The organism is Streptomyces sp. B93 (genome assembly GCF_018070565.1).
GTDB lineage: Bacteria > Actinomycetota > Actinomycetes > Streptomycetales > Streptomycetaceae > Streptomyces.
In genome coordinates, this window is the sequence record NZ_JAGPXL010000024.1 from 21,147 (window position 1) to 36,718 (window position 15,572).

At 72.0% G+C, this 15,572-nt stretch carries 9 protein-coding genes; 2 read left to right on the top strand and 7 right to left on the bottom strand.

The window, feature by feature from the left end:
• Positions 1 to 37: 37 nt before the first annotated feature.
• From serA to KBY47_RS22310, 6 genes are all read right to left on the bottom strand, one after another.
• A complete protein-coding gene (serA, locus tag KBY47_RS22285) occupies positions 38 to 1,627 on the bottom strand; it encodes a phosphoglycerate dehydrogenase (RefSeq protein WP_210923400.1) in 1,590 nt (529 codons plus the stop codon).
• Between the two features lie 271 nt (positions 1,628 to 1,898).
• The gene (gene ilvC / locus KBY47_RS22290; protein WP_210923402.1) at positions 1,899 to 2,897 is read right to left on the bottom strand and encodes a ketol-acid reductoisomerase; all 999 of its coding nucleotides are present in this window, start codon (positions 2,895 to 2,897) and stop codon (positions 1,899 to 1,901) included.
• A 118-nt stretch (positions 2,898 to 3,015) separates the two neighbouring features.
• Positions 3,016 to 3,540, bottom strand: coding sequence for an acetolactate synthase small subunit (ilvN, locus tag KBY47_RS22295; RefSeq protein WP_210923407.1), 525 nt, complete (start codon positions 3,538 to 3,540; stop codon positions 3,016 to 3,018).
• A gap of 21 nt (positions 3,541 to 3,561) precedes the next feature.
• Positions 3,562 to 5,409 (bottom strand): acetolactate synthase large subunit, encoded by a 1,848-nt coding sequence (locus KBY47_RS22300; RefSeq protein WP_210923409.1) that lies wholly within the window; start codon positions 5,407 to 5,409, stop codon positions 3,562 to 3,564.
• Between the two features lie 244 nt (positions 5,410 to 5,653).
• Positions 5,654 to 8,728: a bifunctional diguanylate cyclase/phosphodiesterase gene (locus tag KBY47_RS22305; RefSeq protein WP_210923415.1), complete on the bottom strand. Its 3,075-nt coding sequence runs from the start codon at positions 8,726 to 8,728 to the stop codon at positions 5,654 to 5,656.
• A gap of 459 nt (positions 8,729 to 9,187) precedes the next feature.
• The gene (locus KBY47_RS22310) at positions 9,188 to 10,138 is read right to left on the bottom strand and encodes a 2-hydroxyacid dehydrogenase (protein ID WP_210923416.1); all 951 of its coding nucleotides are present in this window, start codon (positions 10,136 to 10,138) and stop codon (positions 9,188 to 9,190) included.
• A 75-nt stretch (positions 10,139 to 10,213) separates the two neighbouring features.
• Here KBY47_RS22310 and KBY47_RS22315 point away from each other — a divergent pair, with 75 nt between their 5' ends.
• Together KBY47_RS22315 and KBY47_RS22320 are read left to right on the top strand one after the other, a co-directional pair.
• Positions 10,214 to 11,212 carry an aldo/keto reductase gene (locus KBY47_RS22315; RefSeq protein WP_210923417.1) on the top strand — a complete coding sequence of 333 codons (999 nt, stop codon included), beginning with the start codon at positions 10,214 to 10,216 and terminating at the stop codon, positions 11,210 to 11,212.
• Between the two features lie 142 nt (positions 11,213 to 11,354).
• Positions 11,355 to 12,527: a sorbosone dehydrogenase family protein gene (locus tag KBY47_RS22320; RefSeq protein WP_210923418.1), complete on the top strand. Its 1,173-nt coding sequence runs from the start codon at positions 11,355 to 11,357 to the stop codon at positions 12,525 to 12,527.
• Here KBY47_RS22320 and KBY47_RS22325 read toward each other — a convergent pair.
• Positions 12,524 to 15,571, bottom strand: coding sequence for a helix-turn-helix transcriptional regulator (locus tag KBY47_RS22325; RefSeq protein WP_210923527.1), 3,048 nt, complete (start codon positions 15,569 to 15,571; stop codon positions 12,524 to 12,526). The two genes, KBY47_RS22320 and KBY47_RS22325, sit on opposite strands and share 4 nt — an antisense overlap.
• Position 15,572 lies beyond the last annotated feature (1 nt).

The following is a 15,572-nucleotide window of genomic DNA, read 5'->3' on the forward strand; positions in this document are numbered from 1 at the left end:
CGGAAGCCAGCTCGCCCGGCGCTTTCGGGACTACGCGTCAGACCAGGTTGACCGAGCGGGCCGACGTCGCGCCGATCTCCGCGGCGACCTCGGTCAGCACACCCGCGGGCACCGTGTCGTCGACGGTCAGCACGGCGAGGGCCTCGCCGCCGGCGACCGCGCGGGACACCTGCATCCCGGCGATGTTGATGCCCGCCTCGCCGAAGACACGGCCGACGGTGCCGACGACGCCCGGCCGGTCCTCGTAGCGCAGGACGACCATGTGGTCGGCGAGGGCGAGGTCGACGTCGTACTCACCGACGGCGACGATCTTCTGGATGTGCTTGGGACCGGCCAGCGTGCCGGAGATCGCGACCTCCTCGCCACCGGAGAGGGTGCCGCGCACGGTGACCACGTTGCGGTGGTCGGCCGACTCGGAGCTGGTGGTCAGCCGCACCTCGACACCGCGTTCCTGGGCGAACAGGGGGGCGTTGACGTACGACACCGTCTCGTCGACGACGTCCTCGAACACGCCCTTGAGCGCGGAGAGTTCGAGCACCTTCACATCGTGCTGGGTGATCTCGCCGTAGACCTCGACGTCGAGGCGGACGGCGACCTCACCGGCGAGCGCGGTGAAGATGCGGCCGAGGCGCTCGGCGAGCGGCAGGCCCGGCTTGACGTCCTCGGCGATGACACCGCCCTGGACGTTCACCGCGTCGGGGACCAGCTCACCGGCGAGGGCGAGACGGACCGAGCGGGCGACGGCGATGCCGGCCTTCTCCTGCGCCTCGTCGGTGGAGGCACCCAGGTGCGGGGTGGCGACGACCTGGTCGAACTCGAACAGCGGGGAGTCCGTGCAGGGCTCCTTGGCGTACACGTCGAGACCGGCACCGGCGACCCGGCCCTCCTTGAGGGCGGAGTACAGCGCCTCCTCGTCGACGATGCCCCCGCGCGCGGCGTTGACGATGCGCACGCTCGGCTTGACCTTGCGCAGCGCCTCGTCGCCGATCAGGCCCACCGTCTCGGGGGTCTTGGGCAGGTGGACGGTGATGAAGTCGGAGACCTCCAGCAGTTCGTCCAGGGAGAGCACCTTCACGCCCATCTGCGCGGCCCGCGCGGGCTGCACGTAGGGGTCGTAGGCGACGACCTTCATGCCGAACGCGGACATCCGCTGGGCGACCAGCGCGCCGATGCGGCCGAGGCCGACGACGCCGAGGGTCTTCTCGGCCAGCTCCACGCCGGTGTACTTGCTGCGCTTCCACTCGGCGTTCTTCAGCGCGGCGTTGGCCTGCGGGATGTTGCGGGCGGTGGCGAGGATCAGACCGCAGGCCAGCTCGGCGGCGGTCACGATGTTGGAGGTGGGGGCGTTGACGACCATCACGCCGGCCTTGGTGGCGGCGGAGACGTCGACGTTGTCCAGGCCGACGCCGGCTCGTGCGACGACCTTGAGCTTGTTCGCGGCGGCGATGGCCTCGGCGTCGACCTTGGTGGCGGAGCGGATCAGAATGGCGTCGACGTCGGCGATGGCCGGGAGCAGTTCGGCTCGGTCCGCTCCGTTGCAGTGCCGGATCTCGAAGTCCGGCCCAAGCGCGTCCACGGTCGCGGGCGACAGCTCTTCAGCGATGAGTACGACAGGTTTCGAGCTCACGTGAGTCCTCACAAGTCCAAAGCATGCGGACGGCCGTCCCGACGGCCGCAGGCGGAGGAGGTTGGCTAGCCGCGTGGAAGACGCACGACGCTGTGGGCCTGACGCGTATGTAGTACGGCAGTGTAGTGGCGCGGCGTAGGTCGTTATGCGCCTCTGCGGAAGGATCACCCGTCCGGGGCTGGACGGGTTGGACAACGCCCCTGGTGGCACGCTGCCCGGCAGCCGGCGAAGGGGCTGTCGCCCACGCGGCGACAGCCCCTCGGCGTGAGGCCTACGCCTCCTCGTTCACCCAGCTCATGAGCTTGCGCAGCTCCTTGCCGGTGGTCTCCAGCAGGTGCTCGGAGTCCTGCTGCTTGTACTCGTTGTACTTCTTCAGACCGCCGTGGTACTCGTCCATCCAGGCCTGCGCGAACGAGCCGTCCTGGATCTCGGCGAGGACCTTCTTCATCTCGGCCTTGGTGGCGTCGGTGATGATCCGCGGGCCGGTGACGTAGTCGCCCCACTCGGCGGTCTCGGAGATCGACCAGCGCATCTTCTCCAGGCCGCCCTCGTACATGAGGTCCACGATCAGCTTCAGCTCGTGCAGGCACTCGAAGTAGGCGATCTCCGGCTGGTAGCCCGCCTCGGTCAGCGTCTCGAAGCCCGCCTTCACCAGCGCCGCGGTGCCACCGCAGAGAACGGCCTGCTCACCGAACAGGTCGGTCTCGGTCTCCTCGGTGAAGGTCGTCTTGATGACGCCCGCGCGGGTACCGCCGATGCCCTTGGCGTAGGACAGGGCCAGCGCGAAGGCGCTGCCGGTGGCGTCCTGCTCGACGGCGGCGATGCAGGGGACGCCGCGGCCCTCCTCGTACTGGCGGCGCACCAGGTGACCCGGGCCCTTCGGGGCGACCATGCAGACGTCGACACCGGCCGGGGGCTTGATGAAGCCGAAGCGGATGTTGAAGCCATGGCCGAAGAACAGCGCGTCGCCGTCCTTCAGGTTCGGCGCGATGGACTCCTCGTAGACCTGGGCCTGGATCGGGTCCGGCACCAGGATCATGATGACGTCGGCCTCGGCGGCGGCCTCCGACGGCGTCACCACGCGCAGGCCCTGCTCCTCGGCCTTGGCCTTGGACTTGGAGCCCTCGTGCAGACCGACGCGCACGTCGACGCCGGAGTCGCGCAGCGACAGGGCGTGGGCGTGGCCCTGGCTGCCGTAACCGATGACCGCGACCTTGCGGCCCTGGATGATGGACAGGTCGGCGTCGGCGTCGTAGAACAGCTCGGCCACTTTGGGTTCTCTCCTTGGGTGCAGGTGTTGCGTCCCACCGTATGACGGTGGGGGTGGGGGAAGTTCGGTGGTCTCGGCATACGGGCGGCCGCGCGTCGTCGGCCGCCCGTTTGGTGGGTCAGGCCGACCGGTCGAGAGCGCGCAGCGACCGGTCGGTGATCGAACGTGCGCCGCGGCCGATCGCGATCGTGCCGGACTGGACCAGCTCCTTGATGCCGTACGGCTCCAGCATCTTGAGCATGGCGGACAGCTTCTCGCCGGAGCCGGTGGCCTCGATGGTGACGGCCTCCGGGGAGACGTCCACGGTCTTGGCGCGGAACAGCTGGACGATCTCGACGATCTGGGAGCGCGTCTCGTTGTCCGCGCGCACCTTCACCAGAACAAGTTCACGCTGCACGGCCGCCGACGGCTCCAGCTCGACGATCTTCAGCACGTTGACGAGCTTGTTGAGCTGCTTGGTCACCTGCTCCAGCGGCAGGTCGTCGACGCTCACCACGATCGTGATGCGGGAGATGTCGGGGTGCTCGGTGACACCGACGGCGAGCGAGTCGATGTTGAAGCCGCGGCGGGAGAAGAGCGCGGCGATCCGGGCGAGGATGCCGGGGGTGTTCTCCACCAGGACGGAGAGCGTGTGCTTGGACATTTCTCTTTACGTCTCTCTCGCTCAGTCGTCTTCGTTGTCGCCGAAGTCGGGGCGGACGTCACGGGCGGCCATGATCTCGTCGTTGGAGGTGCCGGCGGCGACCATCGGCCACACCATGGCGTCCTCGTGGACGACGAAGTCGACGACGACCGGGCGGTCGTTGATGGAGTTCGCCTCCTCGATGACCTTGTCGAGGTCGGCCGGGTCCTCGCAGCGGATCGCGTAGCAGCCCATGGCCTCGGACAGCTTCACGAAGTCGGGGACCCGGGTGCCGCGCGCCTGCGGGTTGACGTCGTCCGGGCCGGAGTGCAGCACGGTGTTGGAGTAGCGCTGGTTGTAGAACAGCGTCTGCCACTGGCGGACCATCCCCAGGGCGCCGTTGTTGATGATGGCGACCTTGATCGGGATGTTGTTCAGGGCGCAGGTGGTCAGCTCCTGGTTGGTCATCTGGAAGCAGCCGTCGCCGTCGATCGCCCAGACCGCGCGGTCCGGCGCCCCGGCCTTGGCGCCCATGGCGGCCGGGACCGCGTAGCCCATCGTCCCGGCGCCGCCGGAGTTCAGCCAGGTGGCGGGCTTCTCGTACTCGATGAAGTGCGCCGCCCACATCTGGTGCTGGCCGACGCCCGCCGCGAAGATCGTGCCCTCGGGGGCGAGCTGTCCGATCCGCTCGATGACCTGCTGCGGGGAGAGCGAGCCGTCCTCGGGCTGGTCGTAGCCGAGCGGGTAGGTCTCGCGCCAGCGGTTCAGGTCGTTCCACCAAGCGCTGTAGTCGCCTTGGTGGCCCTCGCTGTGCTCCTTCTGCACCGCCTGGATCAGATCGGCGATGACCTCGCGGGCGTCCCCGACGATCGGCACGTCGGCGGCGCGGTTCTTGCCGATCTCCGCGGGGTCGATGTCGGCATGGACGATCTTGGCGTACGGGGCGAAGCTGTCCAGCTTGCCGGTGACGCGGTCGTCGAAGCGGGCGCCGAGGGCGACGATCAGGTCGGCCTTCTGCAGCGCGGTGACGGCGGTGACCGAACCGTGCATGCCCGGCATTCCCACGTGCAGCGGGTGGCTGTCGGGGAACGCGCCGAGCGCCATCAGGGTGGTGGTGACGGGCGCTCCGGTGAGTTCGGCGAGGACCTTCAGTTCCGCGGTGGCCCCGGCCTTGAGGACGCCGCCGCCGACGTAGAGGACCGGGCGGCGGGCGGCGGTGATCAGCTTGGCGGCCTCACGGATCTGCTTGGCGTGCGGCTTGGTGACGGGCCGGTAGCCGGGCAGGTCCATGGTGGGCGGCCAGGAGAAGGTGGTCTGCGCCTGGAGGATGTCCTTGGGGATGTCGACCAGGACCGGTCCGGGGCGTCCGGTGGAGGCGATGTGGAACGCCTGCGCGATCGCCCGGGGGATGTCCTCCGCCTTGGTGACCAGGAAGCTGTGCTTGGTGATCGGCATGGTGATGCCGACGATGTCCGCCTCCTGGAAGGCGTCCGTGCCGATCGACTTGGACACCACCTGGCCGGTGATCGCGACCAGCGGCACGGAGTCCATGTGCGCGTCGGCGATCGGGGTGACCAGGTTGGTGGCGCCGGGTCCGGAGGTCGCCATGCAGACGCCGACCTTGCCGGTGGCCTGGGCGTAGCCGGTGGCGGCGTGCCCGGCGCCCTGCTCGTGGCGGACCAGCACGTGGCGGACCCGGGTGGAGTCCATCAGCGGGTCGTACGCCGGCAGGATCGTGCCCCCTGGAATGCCGAATACCGTGTCGGCGCCGACCTCCTCAAGCGAGCGGATGAGGGACTGCGCACCCGTCACGCGCTCGGGGGCGGACTGGTGTCCTCCGGATCGGGGCCGCGGCTGCGGGTGATGGGCCCCGGTGGCCTGCTCGGTCATCGGCATTCTCTTCTCGATGCTGAGGGTTTTTGCGAGTTTTGTGCGGAGTGGGGGCTGGGGCACGACAGGTGCCTGTGCAACAAAAAACCCCTCGTGCCATAAGGCAAGCGAGGGGAGCGCGCCGGGTGGGGTCGCTGGGAGTTCCGGGTCCGTCCGGACGTCACCAGCTTCAGCCGACGCGCTTTCCAAGTACGAGAATTCGGGTGCGCATGGCACAGACCCTCCCCCCGGCACGCACCGACTGTCAAGTGGGTGGGACGGGAGTCTCATCATGTGAACGCAGCGGTGTGCCGAGGGCGGGACCGGCGCTGAGGACGCTGGTCATACCGTTGGTCACCCCGCTGGCGTAGACCCCCGCGCCCCCGCCGACACAGGCGGGCTCGGCCGGTGCGTGCGGCACCGGGCAGTGGCCGGAAGTGAGCGCCCGGCGCAGCCGGTACTCGTCCAGCGGGCCGGAGAACGCCATGCCCTGCCCGTGCGTGCAGCCCAGCGCGCGCAGGGCGGTCACCTGCTCCGGGAGGTCCACGCCGTCGGCCACGGACGACAGCCCGAGGTCGGCGGCGATCCGCAGCAGCCCGCCGGTGATCTTGTGCAGCCTGGCGGACTCGACGACGCCCTCGACCAGCGAGCGGTCGAGCTTCAGCACGTCGACGGGGAGCCTGCGCAGCGCCGTGACGGCCGAGAAGCCGCCGCCGAAGCCGTCCAGGGCGATGCGCACCCCGAGCCGCCTGAGGCCGCCCAGGCGGCGCTCCAGGTCGTCCAGGGGGACCCTGGCGTCGATGTCGGACAGCTCTATGGCGAGCGATCCGGACGGCAGCCCGTGCCGGGTGAGCAGCGCCTCCACGGAGCCCAGCGGCATCGAGCGGTCCAGCAGCCGACGGGCGCTCATCCGGACCACCACCGGGACGGAGAGACCGGTCGTGGTCCGCTCCGCGGCCTGCTCCACGGCTTCCTGGAGCAGCCAGCGGTCCAGCTCCGCGGTGCGGTCGCTGTCCTCCGCCACGCGCAGGAACTCCGCGGGCGTGAACAGCACGCCCTGGGACGACCGCCAGCGGGCCTGCGCGGCGACCGATGTGATCCGGCCGTCGGCCAGCGACACCACGGGCTGGTGCAGCAGCGTGAACTCGCCGTCGTGCAGCGCCGCCCGCAGCCGGGTGGCCAGTTCCGCCTTGCGTACGACGTCCTGCTGCATCTGTGGTCTGTACAGCTCGACCCGGCCTTTTCCGGCCGATTTCGCGCGGTACATCGCCAGGTCGGCGTTGCGCAGCAACTCGCCCGCGCCGAGGCCCGGTTCGGCGAAGGCGACGCCGATGGAGGCGGCGACACGGACATCGTTGCCGTCGATGACGTACGGCTGCGACAGCGTGATCCTGAGGCGGTCGGCCAGTTCCAGGATGTGCCGTTCGCGGGCCGCGCGGTCGCGGGCGCCGTCCGAGACGATGAGGGCGGCGAACTCGTCGCCGCCGAGCCGGGCGGCGGTGTCGCCCTTGCGGACCGCCTCCTGGAGCCGCCGGGCGGCGTGCACCAGGAGTTCGTCACCGGCCTGGTGGCCGATGGTGTCGTTGACCGCCTTGAAGCCGTCCAGGTCGATGAAGAGCACCGCCGTGCCCCGTAGCGCGGCGCCGCGGTCGGTGGCACGGCGGCCGGACAGCGCCTGCTGCACCCGCTTGGTGAACAGGGCGCGGTTGGGCAGGTCGGTGAGCGGGTCGTGCTCGGCGTTGTGCTGGAGCTGCGCCTGGAGGCGCACACGCTCGGTCACGTCGCGGCTGTTGAAGATCAGGCCGCCGTGGTGGCGGTTGACGGTGGACTCGACGTTCAGCCAGCCCCCGCCGCCGGAGCGGAAGCGGCACTCGATACGGGTCGTGGGTTCCTCCAGCGGGCTGGCGGCGAGGAAGCGGCGCACCTCGTGCACCACGCAGCCCAGGTCCTCCGGGTGGATGAGATCGGCCAGTTCGGTGCCCACCAGTTCCTCGGCGGGGCGGCCGTAGACCCCGGCGGCGGCCGGGGAGACGTACCGGAGGATGCCGTTGGGCGCGGCGATCATGATGACGTCGCTGGAGCCCTGCACCAGGGAGCGGAAGTGGTTCTCCTTCTGCGCCAGTTCCTGGGTGAGGGTGATGTTGTCGAGCAGCATGATGCCCTGCCGGACCACGAGGGCCAGCACGACCGTGCCACCCGTGAAGAGCACCACGCGGTCGACGCTGCGGCCGTTGAGGACGTTGTAGAGGATGCCCAGGGTGCAGACGGCGGCGGCGAGGTACGGCGTGAGGGCGGCCAGGGAGCCGGTGATGGGCCGGGTGGTCAGATAGCGGCTGTGCTCGCCCTGCTGCCCGGCGCCCGGCGGCTGGGGTGGCCTCGCCTGGGGCGGGGTGGGTCCCGGGCGCTGGCCCGGCACGTGCTCGTGCACCACGCGCGTGTGCTGCTCCTCCGCGCCCTGACCGTGCCGGGGCGCGGCCCAGGGGGCGTACGCCAGGAGCAGCGATCCGGCGAACCAGCCCGCGTCGAGCAACTGTCCGGAGCTGTAGTTGTCGTGCAGCAGCGGGGAGGTGAACAGGGCGTCGCACATCACGGTCAGGGCCAGCGCGCCGATCGCGGTGTTGACGGCGGAGCGGTTGGCGCCCGAGCGCCGGAAGTGCAGTGCGAGCACCATGCTGACCAGGGCGATGTCCAGCAGCGGGTACGCCAGTGACAGCGCGGTGTGCGAGACGCTGGCGCCCTCGACGCTCGCCGTCTGGGCCAGCGCGAGGCTCCACGACAGGGTCAGCAGCGAGCCGCCGATCAGCCAGGCGTCCAGCGCCAGACAGCCCCAGCCCGCCTTCGTCACCGGCCGCTTGGCGAGCACCAGCAGGCCGACGATGGCGGGCGGCGCGAAGCACAGGAAGAACAGGTCGGCGTAGCTGGGGCTGGGCACCTCGCGGTCCAGCACGACCTCGTACCAGCCCCAGACCGCGTTGCCGAGGGCGGCCATCACCGAGGAGAGGGCGAACAGCAGCCAGGCGGGGCGGAAGGGCACCCGGCGGCTGCGGGCGTACAACAGGCAGGACACGGCGGCCGTGGCGGCGGCGGCGCTCAGTCCGAAGTCGCCCATGATCAGGGCCAGTTGCTCCGTGCCCCAGCCGAGCGCGGAACCGACGGCGTATCCCGCGCAGACGAGGGCCAGCAGCAGTTGGTGGACCACGGTCGCCCCGCCCCTGATGCCACCGCCGGTCCGGCTGCCCGGCCCGCCGGGGGCGAACGGGCGGCGCGGCAGCGGGGCGCCGGAGGGCGGGTGCGGGCGCGGGGTCGCGTCGAGGGTGGTGGCGGTCGGCGGCGAGTTCACCGGGGCCTCCCGGTCCGCACCGCTGTCCGGTCCCGCTGGTCCCGGTGGGCCGGGCGCGCGTGCCTCCTGCGGCTGCCGGGCCTGCGGTGCTGCTGAGTGTGGTGCTGCTGGCTGTGGTGAAGGCCGCTCCGGTGGAGGCCATGGAGGCCGCCGGGGGCCGGGTGTGGACCGCGTCTGGACGCGGCCCTGCGCCAGGGTCGCCGTCGGCGGTCCCGCCGCGTCGGATCGTTGGTCCATAGGCCGTGCATCGCCCGTCGCCCCCCTCGCAGTCTGAAATGTCCATCCCCGGCGCCGAACGGGTCACGGCGCTGCCCCTGTCGGGACGATACACCAGGATCGTCACTCAGGGACATAGGTTCTCTACGCTCCGTGACCACCAGCGGGAACGCGGGCACGGACCGCACCCGGAGGGTTGCGGACCGTGCCCGAAGCGAACCGTACGACCGCCGCGTCCCGTCGCTAGCCGTCCATCGCGCCCGTCGTAAGGATCACGTTGCCCAGCGGCTCCCGGTTCAGAAAACGTCCCAACTGCTCCACCAGGAGCCGCTCGGCGCGCGGCCGGAACGCGGATGTGGGACCGCCGACGTGCGGGCTGATCAGCACGCCCGGCGCACGCCAGAGGGGATGGTCCGCGGGCAGCGGCTCGGGATCGGTGACGTCCAGCGCGGCGGTGATGCGCCCGCCCTCCAGCTCCGCGAGCAGCGCCTTGGTGTCGACGACCGGGCCGCGGGCCACGTTGACCAGCAGCGCGCCGTCCTTCATCCGGGCCAGGAACTCGGCGTCGACGAGGTGGCGGGTGGCCTCGGTGAGGGGCGTGGAGAGCACCACGACGTCCGCCTCGGGGAGCAGGGCGGGCAGTTCGGTGAGCTGGTGCACCGGCCCGCGCGCCGTGGTGCGCTCGGAGCGCGCCACGCGCGCCACCCGCGCGAGTTCGAAGGGCGCGAGCCGGTCCTCGATCGCGGCGCCGATGGAGCCGTATCCCACGATGAGGACGGTCTTGTCCGCGAGCGCGGGCCGGAAACCACCGAGCCACTCCCCCCGGTCCTGCGCGCGCACGTAGTCGGGGATGCCGCGCAGCGAGGCGAGGATCAGCGCCAGGGTCAGCTCGGCGGTACTGGCCTCGTGCACCCCGCGCGCGTTGCACAGCCGTACTCCCGGGGGCAGATGCCTCAAGCCGGGTGTCACATGGTCGACACCGGCCGACAGGGTCTGCACGACCTTCAGGGAGCGCATGGCGGGCAGCGGCCGTACGCCGACCCCGGCGGGCTTCATGTACGGCACGACGTAGAAGACGCAGTCGGCCGGGTCCGCGGGGAACTCCTCGGCGCCGTTCCAGAAGCGGTAGTTCGGCCCCTCCGGAAGCCCCTCGATCTCCTCCGGCGGGATGGGCAGCCACACGTCAGCAGTCATGGTCAGGAGGCTATGTCAGGCCCGCGCGGGCGCAGAGGTTAGGTTGGGGGCCGGCAGAGGGAGGGTTACGGCCAGGTGGAGCGCAGGACGATCGGCGCGGCGGCGCTCTCGGTGGGGGCCGTCGGACTCGGGTGCATGCCGATGAGCTGGGCGTACAGCACGTCACGGCAGCGGGGCGAGGAGTCGGTCCGGGCGGTGCACCGCGCCCTCGACCTCGGGGTGACCCTGCTGGACACCGCCGACATGTACGGCCCCTTCACCAACGAGCTGCTGGTGGGGCGGGTGTTGAAGGAGCGGCGCCAGGACGCCTTCGTGTCCACCAAGGTCGGACTGCTGGTGGGCGAGCAGCACATCGTCGCCAACGGCCGCCCCGGGTACGTCAGAAGGGCCTGCGACGCGTCCCTGCGGCGGCTCCAGACCGATGTCATCGACCTCTACCAGCTGCACCGCGCCGACCCCGAGGTGCCCGTGGAGGAGACCTGGGGCGCGATGGCGGACCTGGTGCGGGCGGGGAAGGTGCGGTCGCTCGGGCTGTGCGCGGTCGGGGCGCGCGGCGGGCGGCGGTCCGGCGGGCGGCTGCACGACACCACGATCCGGCAGCTGGAGCGGGTGCAGCAGGTCTTCCCGGTGAGCGCGGTGGAGGCGGAGCTGTCGGTGTGGTCGCCGGAGGCGCTGGACGCGCTGCTGCCGTGGTGCGCGGCGCGCGGCGTCGGCTTCCTCGCCGCGATGCCGCTCGGCAACGGCTTCCTGACCGGCACGCTGACGCCGGGCGAGGGTTTCGAGCCGGACGACATGCGCGCCCGGCACCCCCGCTTCACCGCCGAGATGATGGCCGCGAACCAGCCGATCGTCGCCGGACTGCGCCGGGTGGCCGCCCGGCACGGCGGGGAGGTCACCCCGGCTCAGGTGGCGCTGGCGTGGGTGCTGGCGCAGGGGGGTCATGTGGTTCCGGTGCCGGGGACGAAGCGGGAGCGCTGGGTGGCGGAGAACGCGGCGGCGGCTCAGCTGCGGCTCACACCGGAGGACCTGGCGGCGGTGGGAGAGCTGCCGGGGGCGCAGGGGTCCTGGGAGTAGGGGGCGCCCGCGGAACCGGCGGAGCTGGCCGGGCCGGGATTTCCTGGCCTTCCGGTTCGGGTTCCGGTGATCGGGAACCTGGGAGGCGCGGGCGGTGTATGACAAGTAGAACCTGCCGCTGGACGCCCGCGTCGAAGGGACCATGATCGTGCTACGTCGAGTTGTGCCGGCCGCGGTGGCCGTGGCCGCTCTCCTGCTCACGGCCGGTTGCTCCGGCGACGAGGGAGGGGGAGCAACCGGCGGCGCGAGCACGGCCCCCGGCCGTACGGCCACGGAGGCCGCCCCGTCCGGTCAGGCGCCCGCCGAGGAGACACCCCCCGCGAAGGGCTCCGCCAAGGTCGTGCGCACGGTCGCCGAGGGCCTGAACACCCCCTGGGGCCTGGCCGCGCTGCCCGACGGCGACCTGCTGGTCTCCTCCCGCGACGAGGGGACGATCACCCGCGTCGACACCGAGACCGGCAAGAAGACCGAGGTGGGCGAGGTGCCCGGGGTGTCCCCGGCCGGTGAGGGCGGCCTGATGGGCCTGGCCCTCTCCCCCGACTACGCCTCGGACAACATGGTCTACGCCTACTTCACCTCGGCTTCCGACAACCGCATCGTCCGCATGCTCTACGACGCCGACAAGCCCTCCGGCCAGCAGCTGGGCGCACCGGACACGATCTTCCGGGGCATCCCCAAGGGCTTCATCCACAACGGCGGCCGGATCGCCTTCGGCCCCGACAAGATGCTCTACGCGGGCACGGGCGAGAGCGGCGAGGAGGGCCTGTCCCAGGACCGGGAGTCCCTCGGCGGCAAGATCCTGCGCCTCACCCCGGAGGGCGACCCGGCACCGGGCAACCCGTTCGGCGACTCAGCGGTCTACTCGTACGGCCACCGCAACGTCCAGGGCCTGGCCTGGGACACCAAACAGCGCCTGTTCGCCGCGGAGTTCGGCCAGGACACCTGGGACGAGCTGAACGCGATCAAGCCGGGCGACAACTACGGCTGGCCGGAGGCCGAGGGCACCACCGACGAGGGCGGCTTCCACAACCCCATAGCCCAGTGGTCCACCGACGAGGCCTCCCCCAGCGGCATCGCCTACGCCGAGGGCTCCATCTGGATGGCGGGCCTGCGCGGGCAGCGCCTGTGGCGCATCCCCCTCGACGGCACCGAGACCTCCGCCGACCCCCAGTCCTTCCTGGAGGGCGACCACGGCCGACTGCGCACGGTGGCCTCCGCGGGCGGCGACAAGCTGTGGCTGATCACCAGCGAGACGGACGGCCGCGGTTCCCCGGAGAGCGGCGACGACCGGATCCTGGAGGTGCAGGTGAGCTAGGGCCTGTCCTGGGGAGCGGCCCGGAACAGACCCAGTCGGTGGGCCACCGCCGCCGCCTCGCCCCGGCCGGAGACGCCGAGCTTGGCGAGGATGTTGGAGACATGGACGCTGGCGGTCTTCGGGGAGATGAAGAGTTCCTCGGCTATCTGGCGGTTGGTGCGACCGGCGGAGACCAGGTGGAGGACGTCTCGCTCCCGGGTGGTGAGGCCGAGCGCCGTGACGGGGTCGGTGTCGGTCCGCGCCGGGGGGTGGCTGAGGCTGAGGCGGGCACGCTGGGCGAGGCGGGTGGTGGCCTCGGCGAGCGGACGGGCGCCGAGGTGTCCGGCGACGGCGTGGGCCAGCCGCAGCAGTTCCGTGGCGCGGTCGCGGTCGTCCTCGGCGGCGGAAGCCCGTCCGGGAGCGGGTGTCAGCAGGGCCTCCGCGAGGCGGTGGCGGACGCGGGCGAGGTCGTAGGGCCGCTCCAGGTGCTCGAAGGCGGTGACCACCGGTGACCAGAGGTCCGCGGTGGCCGTGCCCTGGGCGCGGGCCAGTTCGGCGCGGGCCCACTCCTCGTAGGCGAGCCAGATGGGAGCGTCGGTGGTGAGCGACTTGACCGCGCCGAGGAGGCGTTCGAGGAACTCCTCTCGGCCGGGCTGGGCGGCGGGCAGCAGGCGGGCGTCGGCCTCGGCGGTGGCGGCGGCCAGCAGGAGCGGCCAGCCGTAGCGGTGGGTGCCGAGCGGCACACCGCCCTCCAGCGCTTCGGTGACCTCCGCCCGGAGGTCGAGGACTCGGCCCTCCGCGGCGGCGATGCCCGCGGCGATGCGGGCGAGCGGGAGCCGCTGCTGGGGCACCGGGTCGTGGGAGCCGAAGTGCGCCCGCGCGGCGTCCAGCTGGCGGTGTGCTTCGGCCACGTCTCCCCGGGACAGGGCGACGCGGGCCAGCTGCAGCGCCCCCATGCCCCGGGGCTGGGCGCTCTGCCCCCGGCGCAGCGCGGTCGCCGCGGCCGTGGCGGCCTCCTCCCAGTCGCCCAGGGCGTACAGCGAGTCGGAGAGGTTGCCCCAGATCCATGCCTCGGCGTCCAACTGGCCGTACTTGCGGGTGTAGTCGACGCCCTCGCGCAGGAGCGCCACGGCTTCCTTGGAGCGGCCGACCGCTTCGAGTTCGGAGGGGAGGTTCACATAGGCGCGGCCCGCGACATGGACAACGCCCTCCGCCAGGGCCTGGTCCATCGCCTCCCGGGTCTGGGCGAGCCCGGCCTCGTGGTCACCGGAGTCGACGACGAGGCCGCCGAGGGTGACCCGGGCGTTCAGTTCGATCTCGCGGGCGCCGACCATCCGGGCGTACTCCACCGCGCGTTCGGCGGCGACGAGGGCGTCGGGGCCCGGTTCATGGAGCATCGACCAGTTCGCGGCGCCGGTGAGGACCTCGGCGTGCACCTCGGAGGGCGGCAGGCCCCGCACCAGGTCCTGGGCGATGCCCAGTTCGCGCCAGCCGTCGCCGCGGGCGAGGGCCTGCACCAGCCGGCCGCGCTGGGTCCAGAACCAGGCGGCGCGCAGCGGATCGGGGTCGTCCTCCAGCAGCCGTAGCGCACGCTTGGTGATCTTCAGGGCGCGTTCCCGCTCGCCGCACAGCCGTCCGGCGACGGCGGCCTCGGCCAGCAGGTCGAGGTAGCGCAGCGGGGTGGTCTGCGGGTCGCAGCCGCACGGCGGGTAGCCCTCGGTGTAGTCGGCGGGGCGCAGGGTGACCCGGACGTCCTCGGGGGCGCTGTCCCACAGTTCCATCGCGCGTTCCAGGAGGCCGAGTTGTTCGGCGTAGGCGTGGCGGCGGCGGGCGGTGGTGGAGGCGTCCAGGACGGCGGGGAGGGCCTTGGCGGGGTCGTGGGCGTGGTACCAGTAGCTCGCCAGGCGCATGACGCGTTCGTCGGCGGGGACGAGCGTGGGGTCGGCCTCCAGGGCTTCGGCGTAACGGCGGTTGAGGCGGGAGCGCTCCCCGGGCAGCAGGTCGTCGCTGACGGCCTCGCGGACCAGGGAGTGCCGGAAGCGGTAGCCGTCGCCGCCGGGCGCGGCGGTGAGGAGGTTGGCGCTTACGGCGGCGCGCAGCGCCTCGATGAGGTCGTCCTCGGCGAGCCGGGCGACGGCGGCCAGCAGCCGGTACTCGACGGTGGAGCCGCCCTCGGCGACGATCCGGGCGACCCGCTGGGCGCTCTCGGGCAGCGCCTCGACCCGCACCAGCAGCAGGTCGCGCAGGGAGTCGGTGAGGCCGGTGCAGCAGCCCTCGTGGGCGGCGACGGCGAGTTCCTCGACGAAGAAGGCGTTGCCGTCGGAGCGTTCGAAGATGTCGTCGACCTGGGCGGGGTCGGGTTCCTGGGCCAGGATGCCGGCGATCTGGCGGGCGACCTCCTCACGGTTGAGGCGGGCCAGCTCGATGCGGCGGACGGTGCGCAGCCGGTCCAGTTCGGCGAGGAGGGGGCGCAGCGGGTGGCGGCGGTGGATGTCGTCGGAGCGGTAGGTGGCGAGGACGACGAGGCGGCCGGTGTGCAGGGTGCGGAAGAGGTAGGAGAGGAGGTGGCGGGTGGAGGCGTCGGCCCAGTGCAGGTCCTCCAGGGCGATGACGACGGTGCGGTCGGCGGCGACCCGCTCCAGCAGCCGGGCGGTCAGTTCGAAGAGGCGGGCCATGCCCTCCTCGTCGTGCCGTCCGGTGGGGGCCTCGCCCAGTTCGGGCAGGAGCCGGGACAGCTCCTCCTCCTGGCCGTCGGCGGCGGCGGCGAGTTCGGCGGGCATCTCCCGGCGCAGGGCGCGCAGGGCGCTGGAGAACGGGGCGAACGGCAGTCCGTCGGCGCCGATCTCGACACAGCCGCCGACGGCGACGACGGCGCCCTCGCGGCAGGAGGTGGCCGCGAACTCCTCGATCAGCCGGGACTTGCCGACCCCCGCCTCGCCGCCGACCAGCAATGCCTGCGGCTCGCCCGCGGTGGCACGGGCGAGCGCGTCCTGCAAGGTGTCCAGTTCTGTGGTGCGGCCGACGAACACGGGACTGACTGACCTGGTCTCCACAGCCGAGAGCATC